Genomic DNA, 17,138 nt, shown 5'->3' with positions numbered 1-17,138 from the left:
TTATTAATCAATCCAAAAATCAGGTTTAATATTTGTTCCCAAAACCGTACAATCACTACATGCACGCTTAACTAGATGAAATGGATTTATTTTACTAAGTTCTCCTGAGAAAAATTCAAAATTGAGATCGTAAACTTCATATTCACCAGTGTTTAACATTTCAAGCAATGGTGAAACCTCAGGATTATTCGGGTCTGTTAAAAGTGGTATCACAGGTTCTTCACATTCAACAAAGAATGCTGGTTTATTTTCATTTGGAAAAACATCTCTGTAATTAAAGAATAACCTTTTGGTTGAAACAGAGGCAATCTCCAAATAGCCCAATACTTTTTCATCCGGATTTGTTTCAGAAACAATATTTCCGTTTAAAAAACCGGGCTGATTCTCGGTAAATACACTTTCAGAGCTCGAAAATTCATTAAACGTTTCATAATATAGAAAGGCTTCGAGAGATTGTGTGTATTGTTTTACAAGTATACTATATCGATCTCTAATTATGGAAGCATTTTTTCTTATAAATCTTACTGGAAACTTAGTAACTCGACTTTCGGTTAAACTATTGGTTTGAGTTTGAATAATACTGTTACTGAAAATGTTGTTAAAACATACTCTCTCCTCATCTGATCTCTGACCAAAATCCACATCAAAAGGAGGTGAATCAGATAGTATTATTGCTTCATGTGGACTCCAAAAAGGTGGATTAATTCTATAAGTTTCCTCTAGCTCATAACGATAGTATTTTGCGTTCCCAGTAGGGTCAAAACTATCAACCAATATTTCAACGCCTTCCTCACCTTCAGAATTTTCCGCTTTCGTATAAGTAACATCTGTAATTTGCGATGAATTGCTTGGTAACATCACTTCCGTAGAAGTATAAGATGTATTGTTCGTAGTACTAACCTTTAATGTATATGTTCTTCCAGATTGAATGGCAAATTCATTCGAAGAAATATAAGTTCCAGGATCTGCTTCTTCAAAAAGATATTCGTTATTTAAATCGTCAATCAATCTAACACTTGCCCCGGATTCAAAGGGTTGTTCTTGATTAAATCTAAAAGTTCTGGACAGTTTTATTTCATGAAATTTAAACTCGTCAGTAAGTGTTGCTTCAACAACTAATATGTCTTCGAAAGTAATGTCTTCTGGTACAAATTCTTCGACACAGCTCATCAAAAGGAATAGTAATAAAAGTCTAGTGTAACTAAACCTTATTGCTTTTGATGTTATTCTATTGCTTTTCACCATTTCTTTAATTAATCAATCCAAAAATCGGGTCTAACATTGCTTCCATAAAATGTACAATCACCACATTCTATATTTACTACTTCATATGGAGGATTTTCAACGGGATTACCAAAAAAATCTTCATTTATAAATAAATAGGTAACCTTATTTTCCTTTAAAAGGTCAATCAAAGGCGAAGCACTTGGATCATCAGGATCGGTTAACCAAGGTTTCGAAGTTTCACAAGGTGAAAAATAAGGCAATATATTTTCTCCAGGGAATGCCTCTCGATAATTTATAAATAATCTTTTTGTTGATACCGAAGAAACTTCAAAATAGCCAATAACCTTTTCAAGTGGGTTTGAATCAGAAAATATATTTCCATTTAAGAATCCTGGTTGATTTTCCGTAAATACACTTTCAGAATTAGAAAATTCGTCTAATGTTTTAAAATAGGTAAATGCCTCTAAACTTTGCACGAACTGCTTAACCAAGATACTATATCGATCTCTAATTATTGAATCTGTTTTAAAGATAAATTTTACTGGGAATTTAGTAACTCTATCTTCGCTAAGTTCTACGGTTTGGGTTTGTATGATACTTTGGTCATCTATAGTAGTTTTATAGCAAACTCTTTTTTCTCTAGTAAGTGGTCTATTACCAACTTTAAAAGGTGGAGTATCAGAAATTATAAAAATCTCTTGAGTTCCAAAACCTTGTGGTGCTATTATTCTTTGTGTTTCCTCAAATTCATATCTGTAATATTTTCCATTACCGGAAGGGTCAAAACTATCCACAAGGATTTCAATACCTTCATCACCTTCAGAATTTTCTGCTTTTGCATAGGTAACATCTGTAATTTGCGCAGTATTACTTGGTAGCATTACTTCAGAAGAAGAATAAGAGTTATTATTTCTTGTGGTAATTTTTAACGAATAAGTTCTTTGTGGTTGAATGGCAAACTCACCAGAAGATGTATAAGTACCGGGAGCAGTTTCAATAAATACAAATTTATTGTTTAAATCATCAACTAGTCTAACATTAGCTCCAGTTTCAAATGGTTGTTCTTCATTAAATCTGAAAGTTCTCGATAGTTTTATTTCATGAAATTTAAACTCGTTGGTAAGGGTGCCTTCTACAACTAGAATATCTTCAAAAGTGATGTCCTCAGGCACGAATTCTTCCACACAACTAACTAAAAATAATGACAATAACAGCAACAGTTTAGTATACCTAAACCTTTTGAAAATTGACATTATTTTTTTGCTATTCATGAAATTTTGTTATTAATCAATCCAAAAATCTGGTCTTATATTAGTGCCATAAACTGTGCAATCACCACATTCTCTATTTGTCATTAGAAACGGTCCTGGGCGTTCTCTACTTGGAGCAGAATTTCTTTCAATAAATGTGATTAAATTTAACTTAATATTGTTAATCAAAGGAGACGAAAATGGGCTGGTTGGATTTATTAATTCAGGAGCAACCAGTACACAATCTGTAAAATAAGGAGCACGACCTTCACCGGGATATATCTCTTCAAATCGAGTGAATACTCTTTTTGAAGTAAATGATGTTACCTCAAAATAACCGATAACCTTTACATCAGGGTTATTTGGTGTTATATTACCATCTAAAAAACCGGGTTGATTTTCGGTAAATAAACTTTCAGATGAAGAAAATTCATTCAATGTTTTATAAAAATTAAAGGCTTCAATAGATTGCACATATTGTTTGACCAAAATGCTATATCGATCTCTTAAGAATGGACTTTCCTTAGATATAAATTTTAAAGGAAATTCTGTCACTCTATCTTCCATAAAACTGTTTGTTTCGATTTGTATAATATCGGTACTTGTAATGGTATTATAACAAATCCTCTCTTCCCGCGTTCTTGGAGCTGTATCAACTTCAAACGGTGGTACATCAGAAATTACGATAGCCTTATCAGGTCTCCATAAAGGAGCAACTATCTGATAAGTTTCTTCAAATTCATATCTATAAAACTTAGAGTTTCTACTTGGGTCAAAGCTCGATATAACAATATTCACACCTTCATCACCTAGATTATTTGTACCAGTTGAAAAACTAATATCTCCTAATTGAGATGTACTACTTGGTAGTGCCTCGGTTTGTGAAGTATAAGCTTCATTATCTTTAGTAACAACTTCTAATCGATACGATTTACCGGGTTCTGCACTAAATTCACTAATAGACTTGTAAACACCTGGTTCACTTTGATAAAAGTCAATGACATTTTCTTGATCGTCGATAACTTTAACAATAGCCTCATTTTCTAATTCTAGTTCTTCCTCAAACCTGAAAGTTCTTGATAAGTGTACTTCATGCTGTTTGAACTCATTACTTATAGACGCGTCAATTACTAAGATACTTTCAAAAGTAACTGTTTCGGGTACAAACTCTTCAACGCAACTGCTAAGCAATACCACTATAAAAGCCAATAAGTTTTTATATAATCTAGTACTCATTGAATTAGAATCTGAAATTATAAGTAATTGTAGGAACAGGAATTGAAAATATGGAGCTTTGATACGCCTTTATCTGACCATTTTCGGTAACAAAAAATACAGAATATGGATTATTTCTTCCTAAAACATTGTAAATAGAAATATTCCAAAAACTATGTGCAAATTTCTTGATCTTATGATTCCCTTCAATATTTAAACCAATGTCCAATCTATAGTAATCTGGAATTCTAAACTTATTTCTATCACTATAAACAACTTGTTCCGCTCCATTGAAGATATAACTACCAATCGGATAGGTAACCGGCCTTCCGGTTTGATAATTAAAATTGGCAGAAAGGCTAAAACGCTTCGTTAATTTATAATTTGCTACCAAATTTACGTCGTGAGGTTTGTCAAAATTAGACGGGAAAAACTCACCGTTATTAATTCTCTCTTCGGCGAACTCACCATCAAGCTTATTAAATGATCTTGAGTAACTGTAACCTAACCAGCCATTTAGTCTGCCCTTATTCTTTTTGATTAAAAATTCAACACCATAGGCTTTACCTTCGCCTTGCAATACTTCAGCTTCTATGGTCTCATTAAGTAATAGATTTGCTCCTACCTTATAGTCTAAGATGTTTTTGGTTTTTTTATAATAACCCTCAAGGCTTAGCTCATATTTATTGCCTTCTATATTTTTAAATATTCCAAAAGAAACTTGTTGCCCTCTTTGAGGTTTAATATTTAGATCAGAAAGTTTCCAGGTATCGGTTGGAGAAACAGTTGTGTTATTCGATAAGGTATGTATATACTGATAGCTGCTATTATAACCGGCTTTTATTGATAAATCTTCTCCTAGAAAGTATCTCGCGGAAGCTCTAAATTCAGGCCCGCTATATGTTTCAATGACCTCATTATTACCATAATCAACAGTATTTACTAAGGTACTTTCGTTTCGCGGGAAACCTTCTAAATAAACTCTTTGTGTAGATTCACCTAATGAAGCATAAATAGAGTATCTAAAGCCTAAACTTAACAGTAGTTTTTTATTCACTTCAAATTCATCTGAGATAAAAATTGCAGATTCCAAGGCTTTTTCTTTGGGTATAACTAATGGATCTATAATTGATCTGTCATCAAGAGGTTTTATACTTCCAGGATTAACAGAATAGAACTTACTCGAAATACCATAATCAAATTTGTGCTTATCACTCATTAGGTATTTAAACTTAAGCTTTAGCTCTGTTTCATTTATTTTATATCCAAGATCAAAATTACGATCAAAGCCACCTTCATACTCAATATTGAATTTATACTCACTATTAGCTAAAATCAGATCCAGGCTATTTTTTTTGTTGAATCGGTGATTCCAAGAAAGTGTTGCTAAACGATTACTATAACTGTATAACGAATCAGAGGTGATACTGAACTTATCTTTACTAAAATAACCAGTAGCTTTTAAGTCATTGTTTTCATTAATGTTAACATCAAACTTAGTTACAACATCAAAAAATGAAGCTTTACTTCTCTTAAGTTGTTCATCGTCTAGTGATCTTAAGATCCAGTTTGAATAAGTACCTCGACCACCAACAATAACAGATGCTTTTTCCTTAATTATCGGAAGTTCTAGAGTTAAATTACTTGTAACGGGGCCAATCGAAGCCTCGCCCGAAAATTTTTCATTATTTCCTGCTTTTGTTTCAATATCGAATACAGAAGATAATCGCCCTCCAAACTCAGCAGGAACATTTCCTTTGTATATTTTTGCATTTCCAGTTGTAAAAGGGTTAATGGCAGAAAAGATCCCAAAAAAGTGAGATGGATTATAAATAACGCCGTTATCTAATAAGATAAGGTTTTGATCGGTTTTCCCTCCCCGAACATTATATCCTGATGACCCTTCGCCGGCTGTCTTAATTCCGGGTAATGTTGTTGCTACTTTTAAAATATCTCGTTCCCCTAAAATAAGAGGGATATTTTTTATTTCTTCAATTTTTATTTGTGAAACACCTGTAATGGCTTCTTTTACATTTCTATCACCCTCCGCTTCTATGACAAGTTCGTCTAGTAATTCTGAAGATTCGTTTAATTCTAAATTTAGCGTACCATTATTATAAATAATTACTCTCCTTTTAGAATCTTCTATACCTAGCGATTTTGTTTCAATTATGTTTAACCCTGGGGGTAGTTCCAATGAATAAAAACCTCTATTGTTTGTGACGGTATTAATATTTCTATTACTTACATTTAATACCAGATTAGCAATTGGCTCCTTTGAATTTTTTAACCGCACGTAACCGGAGAGCGTATATCTTTTTCTACTAGATGATAAACTCTCTTTACCAATTCTTATGGTTTGAATTCTTGAAGTATTATTTTGAGCGATATCTTCTACAAATAATACGGGCTCATTATTTTCTTCAATTTCCTCACTTTCGGTTTCAAAAAAATCTTTAGGAAGTTTATATCTAATAAGACTATTCTCAGTAAGAATTACCTTTCCATCTTCTGAGACGTAATAATTAATCAATGAATTCTTAAAAAGGTTGTCTAAGACAGATCTTATCGTTGCGCCGTTAAAATTACCCGAAACTCGATTCGTATCAAGCCACTTTTCAACAAAGAAGAATTTATAATTCGTTTTTTTTTCTATGAGTTCAATTACTTCTATTTTTTTAGAATTATCATAGCTTAAAGTGATCTTTTCATTGTTTTGACTTACTAAATTTTGAAAGCAAAAAACAGCGATAATAAGAGGAAATAAAAATTTCATATTTAAAAAGTAAAGACGCTTATTTATTAATTAGAGATTTGTTGAAAAAGTAGTTTCATAAACTCATCTCTGTTATTTCTGTATAGGTAATCTTTGTTAGAGTAGAAGCTATTGATTATTTTTTTCTTTTCAGGAAATAATCTTACTATACTCTTTTTAGAGGTTATTCTATGGTAGTTGTTTTTATAAAAAATAAGATAATACGATTTTTCTTTGAAGCTGTAGTACACCACATCTTTATCTAGATGCTTGTTTCTTTTCTTAAAATATTTTTTATAAAGACTCAATTTGTCATTTTCTAAGAAAACTTGAAAGAAACTGTTGGCGTTAGGTTCAATTCCAGATACTTTAACAAATCGTCTATTATCAATTGAAAACTCTTGAACTTTATCTTTAATTAATTCAATACTTTTTAAATTTTCTCCATTGTAAAGTCTCAGAATTAATTCATCATTGTACAGGTCATATTGCAATTTTACATTGTAATATACTTGATTATCGTAAGTAACATTTCCTTCTAAGAAGTGTGATGATGAATAGTATTTATGATGGCCTTCTTTAGTTTTAAAATGCTCAAAATAAGACTTACCATTACTTAAATCACTGTTTTTAGCATCTGTTAAGTTATCAAACCAATCATAATAGATTTTTTCATTTTGGTTTAATTGCGAGTAAGCATTATTGATTAAAAAGAATGTTAAACTAATTAGCAAAATTTTTTTCATGGTATAAACTTATACATTTTTTTATTAAAAGAAGTACATAATTATAGGATTGGAGAAAAAAATAATTAACATATGTTTTCGATAAAAAAAATTGAACTTAACTTTTTCTTTCTAAATTTGAAAGCTAATTTTTAAATGCTTTATGAAACCATATAAGACCCAGCAAATAAAAATCTATAATTCTTTAACTAATAAAAAAGAAGATTTTATACCATTAACCGAAGGTTATGTTGGTATGTATGTTTGTGGTCCAACAGTATATAGTAACGTACATTTGGGCAATGTGCGTACCTTCATGTCATTTGATATGATTTTCCGGTACTTCAAGCATTTAGGCTATAAAGTGCGCTATGTGCGTAATATTACCGATGCAGGACATTTAGAAAACGATGCAGATGTAGGCGAAGATAGAATTGCAAAAAAAGCTAGATTAGAAGAGTTAGAACCCATGGAAGTGGTACAACAATATACTGTAGACTTTCATGAGGTTTTGAAAGAATTTAATTTTTTACCACCAAGTATTGAGCCTACCGCTACGGGCCATATTGTTGAGCAAATAGAAATTATCAAAACAATTATAGATAAAGGCTTAGCATATGAAGTAAATGGCTCAGTATACTTTAATGTCTTAAAATACAATGAAAATGAACATTATGGTATACTAAGTGGTAGAAATATAGAAGATGCCATTCACAATACCCGTACATTAGATGGTCAATCTGAAAAGAGAAACCCTCAAGATTTCGCACTTTGGAAAAAAGCCCAACCAGAGCATATTATGCGCTGGCCCTCTCCTTGGGGAATTGGCTTTCCTGGCTGGCATTTAGAATGTACAGCAATGAGTACAAAATATTTGGGAGATCAATTTGATATTCATGGAGGGGGAATGGATTTAAAATTCCCACATCATGAATGTGAGATTGCACAAGCGCAAGCTAGCAAAGAAATCTCACCGGTTCGTTATTGGATGCATGGAAATATGTTAACATTAAATGGCAAAAAAATGGCAAAATCTACGGGGAATAATATTTTGCCTGGCGAATTAATTTCGGGAGATAATGCTGTTTTAAGTAAGCCTTTTGCTGCAACTGTAGCCAGATTCTTTATGTTACAAGCTCATTACAGGAGTATTCTAGATTTTTCTAATGATGCATTGGAAGCAGCTGAAAAAGGATATCAACGTTTAATAAATGCTATTAACGAATTAGATAAATTAACGGCTTCAGATACATCATCGATAAATATTTCTGAATGGAAGCAGCAATGCTATGATGCTATGAATGATGATTTTAATACACCAATTTTAATTGCGCATCTATTTGAAGGTGTAAAATATATAAATCAATTGAAAGAGAATAAGGCTACTCTAATTGAAACAGATTTAAAGGAATTTAAAGCTTCTGTTAACGCTTTTGTTTTTGATGTCTTAGGCTTAGAAAATATTTCAATACAAGATAATTCTGATAAATTAACCGGTGTTGTTGAGATGCTTATATCGATGCGTAATGATGCTCGTGCTAATAAAGATTGGGCATTATCAGATAAAATTCGAGATGAGCTGCTAGAAATTGGCATTCAGCTAAAAGATGGTAAAGACGGCACTACCTTTTCGACAAATTGATTAATAATTGAATTATCAGAGCTTATATGTACCTAAACTTTATAATTAATTAAAGGCATTTTTACATATCCGTTTATACTGCTTGTTCGCTTTTACCAAGCTGCGATTTCACCGTACACACCTGCCAGTTGTAGATACACACCTACATGTTCACATTATACAGTTGAGGCTTTGCAAAAACATGGATTAATTAAAGGCGGCTGGTTGGCTATAAAAAGAATAGGGAGTTGTCACCCATGGGGCGGAGAAGGATATGATCCAGTACCAGAACCAAAACAAAACCAAAAACCAAATCAAAAAGAAAATTAGTTACTACTTATAAGTGATAGAATCTTTATTTTATATTTACCACTCAAATTTTTTTTATATGAACTTATTGCTGGCTATTGACTGGAATTTTAATCCTGACCTTTTTAAAATAGGCTCTTTCCCAATAAAATATTACAGTTTAATGTATGTTTTGGCCTTTGTACTTGGTTTGCAAATAATGAAACGTATCTATAAAAAAGATGGTATTTCTTTAGATAAACTAGACTCTCTCTTTATCTATACTATTATTGCAATGCTGATTGGCGCCAGAGTAGGTCATTATGTATTTTATGAAGAAGATTATACACTGGCTGAAGTATTTTTGCCATTTAAGTTGAGCCCTTTTGAATATACCGGTTTTCAAGGCCTTGCAAGTCATGGAGCTACAATTGGTATTATTTTAGCGATGTACTTTTATGGAAAAAAAGTGGTTAAAAAACCCTTATTATGGGTGTTAGACAGAATGGTAATTCCATCGGCATTAGGAGCTATGTTCGTTAGACTAGGAAACTTGTTTAACTCAGAAATTGTTGGTAAGGAAACAGGATCGGGTTTTGGGTTTAAATTTATTAGAAATGATATTAGCGAGTACAAGGCAATGACTATTACAGGTTCTAAAGATGTAGAAAGAGCTTATGACCTCATAGCAAATAGTTCTCGTTTTAAAGAAGTTTTAGCTGAAGTGCCAAATCGATACCCTACACAACTTTATGAAGCATTAGGGTATTTATTGACATTTGCCATTCTATGGTACGTTTATTGGAAAACAGATAAAAAGAAATATATAGGTTTCCTTTTTGGATTATTTATGGTACTGCTTTGGTCTGTTCGATTTATTGTTGAGTTCTTTAAGGAATGGCAGGGTGGAATAGAAGAATGGGTAAACCTTGGAGTTCAATTGAATACCGGGCAATGGCTAAGTATTCCACTTATTTTAATAGGATTATTCTTTATGCTAAGAAACAAGCAAATAAGCAATTAATTATCTAAAAATCAATACGTTAAGTGTTTTAATATATTTTTGCTAACTTCGTTAGTAACTTATTACTAATCAAATACTTAACTTATGAAAGCAAAAAATTACTTTTTGTTAGCAATTTTATTGTTGTCACTTTCAGCCTTTTCGCAGTCCTATACCGTAAACGGAACTGTAACTGATAATAATAATGATCCTTTACCCGGAGTATCTGTTATAATTAAGGGAACTACTCAGGGAACATCCACTGATTTTGATGGGAAATTTACGCTTGAAGTTAACAATGGAGATGTCTTAGTACTAACCTTTGTTGGATTTGAAAGACAAGAGGTGGTAATGGATGGTTCTAGTACTATTTCTATCATTATGAAATCTGGAGTTGAATTAGACGAGGTTGTTGTAATTGGTACTAGAAATCCGAATAGGGTGGCAACCGATACACCAGTTCCCGTTGATGTTTTAGACATTAAAGAATTAACAGATGCTGCTCCGCAGGTTGATGTGAATCAAATACTAAATTATGCGGCACCTTCTTTTACATCGAATACACAAACGATCTCAGATGGTACAGATCATATTGACCCAGCATCTTTAAGAGGGTTAGGACCCGACCAAGTTTTGGTTTTAATAAATGGTAAAAGACGCCATAAAACATCTTTGGTAAATGTAAATGGTACTTTTGGACGTGGTAGTGTAGGTACCGATATGAATGCAATTCCTTCACATGCAATTGACAGAATTGAAATTTTAAGAGATGGTGCTGCTGCACAATACGGATCTGATGCAATAGCAGGGGTTATTAATGTGGTTTTAAAGAAGAGTACAGACTTAAATGTGGTAGTGCACACTGGTGCAAATTTTACAAAAGTAGAAGATGAAATCGCAGGACTTGAAGACAATATAACTGACGGAGAAAGAGCTGGTATCGCTTTAAACTATGGACTGCCAATTGGTGATGATGGAGGATTCGTAAATTTTACGGGATCTTTTGATTTTAGAGGAAGAACGAATAGAATGCTAGAGTGGGAGGGTTCAATTTTTAATCAATATAATTCCATTGAAAGAGTTGCCGCATCTTCCGGCTATGATACATCTTTACTTTTAGATGATGATTTAAGTGATATATTTCAGTTTGCCGGTCAAGCCGGAATAAGCTTAGCAGGTAATGAAACCAGAGAAGAATTACAAGATATTTTAATTAACGATGCAACAACTTCTGAGCTAGCTGCTCGTGGTTTACAGAGAAGTGATTTTAATATGAATGTTGGGCAGTCTGAATTAAGAAATGCTCAGTTTTTTGCGAACCTAAGTATTCCGTTGAGTGAAAATACTGAGATTTATAGTTTCGGTGGTTTAGGATACAGAAATGGTTCAGCAACCGGATTCTACAGGTTGCCTAATCAAAACAGAACGTATACTCCAGCCTATCCTAACGGCTTTTTACCAGAGATAAATACCAATATAATTGATAAATCTTTAGCGGTAGGAATTAAAGGAAAATTGGGGGAATGGAGTTTAGATTTTAGTAACACATTTGGTCGAAATTCGTTTACATTTAACATTCAGAATTCTAGTAATGCATCTTTACAAAACTCGACTCCTTTTGAGGCGAATGCCGGAGGATTTGCTTATACAGAGAATACTATAAACTTTGACGTGAGTAGGTTTTTTGAAGATATTTTATCTGGTTTAAACATAGCTTTTGGTGCTGAGTATAGACTTGAAAATTATGAAATTATTGCTGGCAATGAAAATTCATACGCGCAATATAATACGGTAGGAAATGTTCATGATCCTACAGATCCGAATTCAGAAGTGCCAACAGACTTTTTTGGTCGATCTAGACCTGGAGGAATTCAAGTATTTCCTGGTTTTAGACCAGAAAATGAGCTCGATGAATTTAGAAACTCAGTAGCCGCATATTTTGATGTTGAAGCAGATATCACAGAAGCATTTTTATTAACAGGAGCTGTTAGATATGAGAATTATTCTGATTTCGGAGGCACTTTAAATGGTAAGATATCTACAAGAATTAAAGCAGGAGAAAACTTTAATATTAGAGGAGCATTCCAAACTGGTTTCCGTGCCCCTTCATTACATCAAATACATTTTAATTCAACTTCAACATTATTTGTAGATGGAATACCCTTTGAAGTAGGGGTTTTCCCTAATACATCTAGAATTGCAAGGATCTTGGGTATTGAACAATTAGAAGAAGAAACATCAGTTGGAGGGTCTGTAGGCTTTACAGCTAATATACCATCGGCTAATCTAAAAATTACAGTTGACGGATATCTCGTTAATATTGATGATCGTGTTATTGAAACTGGACAATTTACCGATAATAACGACCCAGAGTTAGCAGTTTTGTTTGCTCAGGCCAATGCAGAGCGTGTAGGATTTTTTGCAAATGCCGTCGATACGAAAACAAGCGGGATAGATATCGTTGTGAACCATAAAGGAGATCTTAGTGAAAACTTAAGTTTAACAAATACGTTAGCTTTTACTTTTTCTGACACAGAGATTGAGGCAATTAATGTTCCTGATGCAATTGCATCTGCAGGCTTAAGTGAAACATTTTTTGACCCAACAAGTAGAATTTATATAGAATCTGCGGTACCAAGAGTAAAAGGTAATTTATCACATAATTTAAAGGTTGGTGAAAAATGGAATTTCTTTTTAAGAAATGCATATTTCGGAGAAGTAACCGAGGCTACTAATAATACACCGGTAGATTATGGAGGAAAAGTGGTAACTGACTTAAGTTTCGGATACAAATTTGGCGAAAATACAAAGCTAACTATTGGAGCTAATAATTTACTCGATGTATATTCAGATCAGGCACCTACTGAGTTTAGGTCATCAGGTAGATTTATTTATTCTAGACGCTCACAACAGTTTGGTACGAATGGTCGCCATTTATTTGCAAGATTAACATTTAGTATAAAATAACTATAAAGGCAATTATAATTTAAGGGTTGCATTTTTTGCAGCCCTTTTAAATTTCTAGTTATGAATAAATTGAATGCTCATATATCCCAATTAAAACCTTCCGCTACTTTGGCTATTAACAGAAGCGTTAAAGAGCAAAGAAGTCAAGGAAATAAAGTTTACCATTTTGGTTTTGGTCAATCTCCTTTTCCTATTTATAATTCTATAATTGATACCCTCAAGCAAAATGCTCACAATAATAACTATATAGAAACTCAAGGTCTTTATGAGCTTAGAGAAACGATTTGCAGATTTTTAAAAGTTCATCAAAATATTGAAGCCCAAACAGAGAACATTTTTATTGGTCCGGGAAGTAAAGAATTGTTATATCAAATTATTCTGATCTTAGAAGCAACTTACCTAATACCAAAAGGGAGCTGGGTTAGCTATGTGCCACAGATTAAATCAAAAAATGGTAAATATGCTATTTTAGAAACGAAGCTTGAGAATAATTTTAAATTAACGGCAAGTGTTTTAAAAGCCTATTGTGATAATAGCGATAAGACTCAAAAAGTGCTCATTTTAAACTCTCCTAATAACCCAACTGGCGCCGTTTACACTGAAAAGGAGCTAAGAGCCATTGCTGAAATTTGTAAAACCCATAATATTATAGTTCTTTCAGATGAAATATATTCTCAGATCAATTTTAATAGTCGTTATTCGCCTAGTATCGCTACATATTACCCTAAAGGGACCATAGTTTTTGGTGGACTTAGCAAAGTGTTTTCTGCTGGAGGCTATCGCTTAGGTTTTATGAGTTTACCAAATGATTTGAAGTACTTACATAAGCCGATATTATCTCTATTTAGTGAAACCTTTAGCGCCGTAGCTGCACCTATACAATATGCTGCCATTGAAGCCTATTTAATGAGACCCGAACTATCTAATTATATTAATGCCTGTACCGAACTACTAGATAAAATTTCGTCTTATGTACATGCCGAATTAAGTAATGTTAATTTAAAATGTACGCAACCTTCGGGAGCATTTTATATGATGATAGGATTTGAACGGTTTAAAGAAAGACTTAATGATATGGGCATACGAACTAGTAAAGAATTGGCTGATTATTTGCTAACAAATTTTAAAGTCGCGTTACTTCCAGCATCTGATTTTTATTTTAATCCCAATGAATTGTTCTTTCGATTAGCCTTTGTTGATTTTAATGGCAATGAAGTGTTGAGTAATTACCAGAAAACAAAAAGCATACAAGAAGATTTTATCAAAGAACATGCCCCAAATATTTATCACGGAATTAATGCTATTAAAAATTTTTTAACGAAAATTTAATCTATTCTAATCTATATTTTTATAGAAAAACTTTATTAATTTGCAGCTCTTAAGGGATGATTTCTCTCCCACGCTGAATTTTCGAATTCTTCGAAAGGATAAAGGTACAGTAGGAATGGTTATTTTATTCACATTAAAAATTTAATTAAAATGGCTGTTTTAGAACATTTAACTTCACAAGAAGCAATCGATTTAGAAAACAAGTATGGAGCACACAACTACCATCCATTACCCGTAGTATTGAGTAGAGGAGAAGGTGTGTATGTTTGGGACGTAGAAGGTAAGCGCTACTACGATTTTCTCTCGGCATATTCCGCGGTAAATCAGGGTCATTGTCACCCTAAGATTGTTGAAGCCTTAAAAGAGCAAGCAGAAACATTAACATTAACTTCAAGAGCTTTTTATAATGACGTGTTAGGACGTTATGAAAAATTTGCATCAGAGTATTTTGGTTTTGATAAATTATTACCAATGAACACTGGAGCAGAAGCCGTAGAAACAGCACTTAAGTTATGTAGAAGGTGGGCATATGAAAAGAAAGGAATTGCAGAAAATGAAGCACAAATTATTGTTTGTGAAAATAATTTTCACGGAAGAACTACTACGATTATATCATTTTCTAATGATCCTGTAGCTCGAAAGAATTTTGGACCTTTTACTCAGGGATTCATAAAAATTGAGTATGATAATTTACAAGCACTTGAAGAAACCTTAAAAAGTAATCCAAATATTGCTGGTTTCTTAGTGGAGCCAATCCAGGGCGAAGCAGGTGTATATGTACCGAGTGAAGGTTATCTAGCAAAAGCAAAAACATTATGCGAAAAATATAATGTATTGTTTATAGCCGACGAGGTTCAAACAGGTATTGCCCGTACTGGTAGATTATTGGCTGTACAGCACGAGAATGTAACACCAGATATCTTAGTTTTAGGTAAAGCCCTATCAGGTGGAGCTTATCCGGTATCTGCGGTTTTAGCTAATGATAACATAATGGATGTTATAAGACCGGGTAGTCACGGTTCTACTTTTGGAGGAAATCCAATGGCTGCAAAAGTGGCAATGGCGGCGTTAGAGGTAGTTAGAGAAGAGAGCCTTGCCGAAAACGCTGAGTACCTAGGTAAAATTTTTAGAGAACGTTTAGGACAGTTTGCTAAAACAAATGATCTTGTTAACTTAGTGAGAGGTAAAGGGCTCTTAAATGCTATTGTTATTAATGATAGCGAGGACAGTTCTACCGCTTGGGATATATGTATCAAGTTACGTGATAATGGTTTATTGGCTAAACCGACACATGGTAATATTATTCGTTTTGCACCGCCATTGGTAATGAACGAAGAAGAACTTGAAGAATGTATATCTATTATTATTAATACGATATCTGAATTTAAGAAATAAAATGAATACAGTTTGCAAAACAATGTTAGCAGCAATATTGCTGCTTTCTTTTTCAGGAAAGCTTTCCGCACAGGGAGACCAAAAAGAAGAAGTGAAAAAAGTAATTCAACATTTCTTTAAAGGTTTGCAAGGAGGAGATACAATTACAATAAAAGAAACATTAGCTGATAAGGTTGTCTTGCAAACTGCTTTTAAAAATAAAGAAGGAGAATCAGTTTTAAGAAATGATGACTTTGGGCGTTTCTTAAAGGCCATTGGTTCAAAGAAAAAAGAAGACATCTGGGAAGAAAAGCTACTTTCATACTCAATTCAGATTGACGGGAATATGGCAAACGCTTGGACACCTTATGAGTTCTATTTCAACAAAAAATTTAGTCATTGTGGTGTGAATTCATTTCAGTTATTTCATGACGGAAGCACATGGAAGATTATTTACCTTATAGATACGCGCAGAAGAAAAGGTTGTAAAGAAGAATAATTCTAGAGTATTGTAATGGAAAAAGTTGAAAAGAAAAATAAGATCACTTTAGAAGAATTTAAGTCAATTAAATCTAATGTTGAGTTGCTAAAATTAGTTAAGCAAAGGAAAGCACATGTTCGATGGATAGAAACACGCTTACATTATGAAAGCGAACTTCGAAAGTTGCAAATTGAACTTGTAAAGCTGCAACAATGGATCGTTAATAATAAGCTGCGCGTTGCTGTTATATTTGAAGGACGCGATGCTGCAGGTAAAGGTGGAACCATTAGACGCTTTGCTGAACACTTAAACCCAAGAGCTTCTAGAACTGTTGCCCTAAACAAACCTACCGAAGTAGAAAAGGGTCAATGGTATTTTCAGCGTTATATTAAAGAGTTACCAAACCCTGGTGAGATTGTTTTTTTTGATAGAAGCTGGTACAACCGAGCTGTTGTAGAACCGGTAATGGGGTTTTGTACAGAAGCTCAATACCAAAAATATATGTTGCAAGTACCAGATTTTGAACATATGTTATATGAAGATGGAGTACATGTAGTTAAATTTTGGTTTTCTATTTCTAAAGAAGTTCAGTTAGAACGTTTCAACGCTCGCATGGACAACCCTAGAAAACGATGGAAATTCAGCCCGGTGGATAAAAAAGGCCAAGAATATTGGGATCGCTATACACATTATAAAAGCTTAATGTTTAGTAAAACGCATACAACTTATAGTCCTTGGATAATAGTTAAAGCTAATGATAAGAAAATTGCTCGCTTAGAAAGCATGCGATATGTATTATCACAATTTGAGTATGATGGAAAAGAAAGTGCAGAAACTACTTTGTTTCCAGATCCTAATACAATAATGCGTTATCATCGTTCATCACTACAAATAGATTAAAAG

At 33.1% G+C, this 17,138-nt stretch carries 13 protein-coding genes; 8 read left to right on the top strand and 5 right to left on the bottom strand.

Going from position 1 to position 17,138, the window contains the following annotated elements:
* Positions 1-3: 3 nt before the first annotated feature.
* From AC1EUU_RS06525 to AC1EUU_RS06505, 5 genes are all read right to left on the bottom strand, one after another.
* On the bottom strand, positions 4-1,170 hold the full coding sequence (locus AC1EUU_RS06525) for a DUF4249 domain-containing protein (protein ID WP_480200580.1): 1,167 nt from the start codon (positions 1,168-1,170) through the stop codon (positions 4-6).
* Positions 1,171-1,253: 83 nt separating this feature from the next.
* The gene (locus AC1EUU_RS06520; RefSeq protein WP_480200579.1) at positions 1,254-2,435 is read right to left on the bottom strand and encodes a DUF4249 domain-containing protein; all 1,182 of its coding nucleotides are present in this window, start codon (positions 2,433-2,435) and stop codon (positions 1,254-1,256) included.
* 75 nt (positions 2,436-2,510) lie between these two features.
* Positions 2,511-3,713 (bottom strand): DUF4249 domain-containing protein, encoded by a 1,203-nt coding sequence (locus AC1EUU_RS06515; RefSeq protein WP_480200578.1) that lies wholly within the window; start codon positions 3,711-3,713, stop codon positions 2,511-2,513.
* 4 nt (positions 3,714-3,717) lie between these two features.
* Positions 3,718-6,468 carry a TonB-dependent receptor gene (locus tag AC1EUU_RS06510; RefSeq protein ID WP_480200577.1) on the bottom strand — a complete coding sequence of 917 codons (2,751 nt, stop codon included), beginning with the start codon at positions 6,466-6,468 and terminating at the stop codon, positions 3,718-3,720.
* Between the two features lie 26 nt (positions 6,469-6,494).
* Positions 6,495-7,193 (bottom strand): hypothetical protein, encoded by a 699-nt coding sequence (locus tag AC1EUU_RS06505; protein WP_480200576.1) that lies wholly within the window; start codon positions 7,191-7,193, stop codon positions 6,495-6,497.
* Positions 7,194-7,335: 142 nt separating this feature from the next.
* On the opposite strand from AC1EUU_RS06505, the gene cysS reads away from it, so the two are divergent.
* The 8 genes from cysS to ppk2 all read left to right on the top strand — a co-directional run bounded on the left by cysS (position 7,336) and on the right by ppk2 (position 17,135).
* Entirely contained in the window at positions 7,336-8,814 is a 1,479-nt protein-coding gene (gene cysS / locus AC1EUU_RS06500; protein WP_480200575.1) for a cysteine--tRNA ligase, read from the top strand.
* Positions 8,815-8,862: 48 nt separating this feature from the next.
* The gene (gene yidD / locus AC1EUU_RS06495; protein ID WP_480200767.1) at positions 8,863-9,123 is read left to right on the top strand and encodes a membrane protein insertion efficiency factor YidD; all 261 of its coding nucleotides are present in this window, start codon (positions 8,863-8,865) and stop codon (positions 9,121-9,123) included.
* A 58-nt stretch (positions 9,124-9,181) separates the two neighbouring features.
* Entirely contained in the window at positions 9,182-10,105 is a 924-nt protein-coding gene (lgt, locus tag AC1EUU_RS06490) for a prolipoprotein diacylglyceryl transferase (RefSeq protein ID WP_480200574.1), read from the top strand.
* An 84-nt stretch (positions 10,106-10,189) separates the two neighbouring features.
* Positions 10,190-13,051 carry a TonB-dependent receptor gene (locus tag AC1EUU_RS06485; RefSeq protein WP_480200573.1) on the top strand — a complete coding sequence of 954 codons (2,862 nt, stop codon included), beginning with the start codon at positions 10,190-10,192 and terminating at the stop codon, positions 13,049-13,051.
* A 60-nt stretch (positions 13,052-13,111) separates the two neighbouring features.
* Entirely contained in the window at positions 13,112-14,380 is a 1,269-nt protein-coding gene (locus AC1EUU_RS06480; protein WP_480200572.1) for a pyridoxal phosphate-dependent aminotransferase, read from the top strand.
* 150 nt (positions 14,381-14,530) lie between these two features.
* Positions 14,531-15,775, top strand: coding sequence for an ornithine--oxo-acid transaminase (rocD, locus tag AC1EUU_RS06475; protein WP_480200571.1), 1,245 nt, complete (start codon positions 14,531-14,533; stop codon positions 15,773-15,775).
* Position 15,776: 1 nt separating this feature from the next.
* Entirely contained in the window at positions 15,777-16,253 is a 477-nt protein-coding gene (locus AC1EUU_RS06470) for a nuclear transport factor 2 family protein (RefSeq protein WP_480200570.1), read from the top strand.
* Between the two features lie 15 nt (positions 16,254-16,268).
* On the top strand, positions 16,269-17,135 hold the full coding sequence (gene ppk2, locus AC1EUU_RS06465; RefSeq protein WP_480200569.1) for a polyphosphate kinase 2: 867 nt from the start codon (positions 16,269-16,271) through the stop codon (positions 17,133-17,135).
* Positions 17,136-17,138 lie beyond the last annotated feature (3 nt).

It is taken from the genome of Maritimimonas sp. 2205BS37-2 (assembly GCF_056591755.1).
This window is presented reverse-complemented; position numbering and strand designations above follow the sequence as displayed.